General features: G+C 43.6%; 2 protein-coding genes. One reads left to right on the forward strand and one right to left on the reverse strand.

Going from position 1 to position 2,477, the window contains the following annotated elements; all coding sequences use genetic code 11:
- Positions 1–85 precede the first annotated feature (85 nt).
- Positions 86–997: a LysR family transcriptional regulator gene (locus tag WAM07_RS09360; RefSeq protein ID WP_422166296.1), complete on the reverse strand. Its 912-nt coding sequence runs from the start codon at positions 995–997 to the stop codon at positions 86–88.
- Positions 998–1,174: 177 nt separating this feature from the next.
- Here WAM07_RS09360 and hpaE point away from each other — a divergent pair.
- Positions 1,175–2,477 (forward strand): 5-carboxymethyl-2-hydroxymuconate semialdehyde dehydrogenase (gene hpaE, locus WAM07_RS09365; protein ID WP_422166297.1); only part of this gene is annotated, 1,303 nt, incomplete at its 3' end.

The following is a 2,477-nucleotide window of genomic DNA, read 5'->3' on the forward strand; positions in this document are numbered from 1 at the left end:
GCCATCGTCTTCATTAGATGTCTCAGCCGCTTTAAAAGCACCGATAAGCTTAAGGGGCTCCACAATAATAAGTAAAGAAGGTTTTTTAAAGTTGCACAAGTTTTTCTAAATCAGTGTTTACTTCAAACAATTGCAGCAGTCTTCGGGAAGCCTTCGTTAAATACCGGTCTTTATGCCAGATAATCGCAGCTTCCGCTTCGATATCCGCATTTCTAAACTCATAGCTCCTGATATTCGAAAAAGAGAACGCTTCCAAAGTAGAGCGTGGAACAATGGATGCTCCCATTCCATTAGCTACGAGCGATAATAGCATGGTTGGATCTGGGCATTCACAGATCACATTAGGGTCAAACCCATGCTTCCTGCATTCATCCACGATCAATTCAAATTGTCCCATACCGCTGATGCGGTGTAATAGCATTAATGGAATATCTTTTAAGTCCTCGACTTCCACTTCTGCAGTATCTGCCGGGAACACGTCCCAGTAGGCAGGGGTCACTAATACATAAGGTTCAGGAGAGAGAGGGATCATTTCAAATTCATCCCGTTCAATTGGAAGGCGGACAACGGCCATTTCAATTTCTCGTCTTCGAATACATTCCGCCAGAAAGTAGGTATCTCCTTCTCTAAGTTGATAGGTCAGTTGGGGATATTGCTCTCTCAATTGATGTAATGGCCCCGTTAAGGAAGAAAAACATGATTTGTTGGAACCTATTTGAAGAGTACCTGTAATTCCTTCATTGGTCTCTTTAACTTCCACAATCGTTTCCTCTAACTCGTTAAGAATCTGACCTGCTTTTTGATAAAGCACTTCTCCTGCGCTTGTTAATTCGAGTTTACGGCCATGACGGTCAAACAGCTTCAGGTCAAGTTCTTCCTCTATCAGTTTAATTTGCTGGCTGAGAGGAGGCTGAGCCATATGAAGTTTCTTGGCTGCTTTGGTTACTTGCCCTTCCTCCGCTACCATACGAAAGTAGCGCAATTGCTTAATATCCATTCTTTTCCCCCGTTCACTATGTATATGAAAATCATATGGAATATAGATATTATAGATATTTTTAATATAAATAAGCCTGTGGGATAATTTGAATATACAAACTTTAGCAAATATTTGCAAATTTAGCCTGCATCTAAGAAGTATTTTTGAAAGCGCTATCAAATGAGGAGGATAAGCATGAACGAACTTACTTTATCTGATATTAACCAGGCAGGAAAACGTGTGCTCAAAGAAGTGAAAGATATTCAGCTTTACATTGATGGAGCTTTTGTAGATGCCGAAAGCCAGGAGCAATTTGATAATTATAACCCGTTTACGAATGAAAAGATTAACAAGGTCGCATCTGGAGCGGAAGCGGATATAGACAAAGCGGTTAAAGCTGCCAGGAGAGCTTTCAAGGGAGAGTGGGGAAGCCTCTCTCAAAATGAAAGGTTATCCTATATTTATAAAATTGCAGACTTGATTGATGAGCATATTGAGGAAATTGCTCCGCTTGAATCCTACGATACAGGACTACCAATCAGCCAAACGAAGAAAATGGTCGCGCGCGCTGCCCAAAATTTCAGATTCTACGCAGAGATGGTGAAAAGTCGTCTGGTCGGAGATGCTTACCAGGTGGATCATGACTTTCTCAACTACACGATTCATAAGCCTGTTGGAATAGCCGGGTTAATCACGCCCTGGAACGCACCTTTTATGCTTGAAACGTGGAAGATTGCACCGGCGCTCGCTACCGGAAATACAGTCGTGTTAAAACCAGCTGAATGGTCCCCGCTTACGGCGAATCGCTTAGCTGAAATCATTGATAAGGCTGGTCTTCCAGACGGTGTCTTCAACGTCGTGCATGGCTACGGAGAAACAGCCGGGGCGTCGTTAGTTGCTCACGAAGATGTGGAGTTGATCTCGTTTACAGGAGAAACGACGACAGGCTCTGAAATTATGAAAAATGGAGCGGAAACGCTGAAGCGTTTTTCGATGGAGTTAGGCGGTAAATCCCCAATCATTGTGTTTGATGATGCAGACGTTGAGCGGGCCATTGATGCGTGTACATGGGGCATCTTCTCCTTTAACGGCGAACGCTGTACGGCAAACTCAAGATTATATGTACACGAAGACATCGCTTCCGAGTTTATCGCAGCTCTGAAAGATCGAGTAGAGAACATTGTAGTCGGTGATCCAATGAAAGAAGAAACGCAAGTGGGCCCGTTAATTCATACGAAACACTATGAAAGTGTGAAAAGCTATCTCGAACTAGCGGAAGAAGAAGGGTGTCAGGTGATCAGCGGATCGGTTCCGAAAGAACACAGCCGCGGTAATTTTGTAGCGCCAACGCTGCTTCTTAATGCAGACACATCGATGAGAGTGGTACAGGAAGAGATTTTTGGTCCAGTCATCGCTGTGATGACCTTCAAAGATGAAGATGAAGCGGTCGATCTAGCGAATAGTGTTCGTTACGGACTGGCGGGCTATGTGTGGACTA

It is taken from the genome of Halobacillus sp., assembly GCF_049282395.1.
Classification (GTDB): Bacteria; Bacillota; Bacilli; order Bacillales; family Halobacillaceae; genus Halobacillus.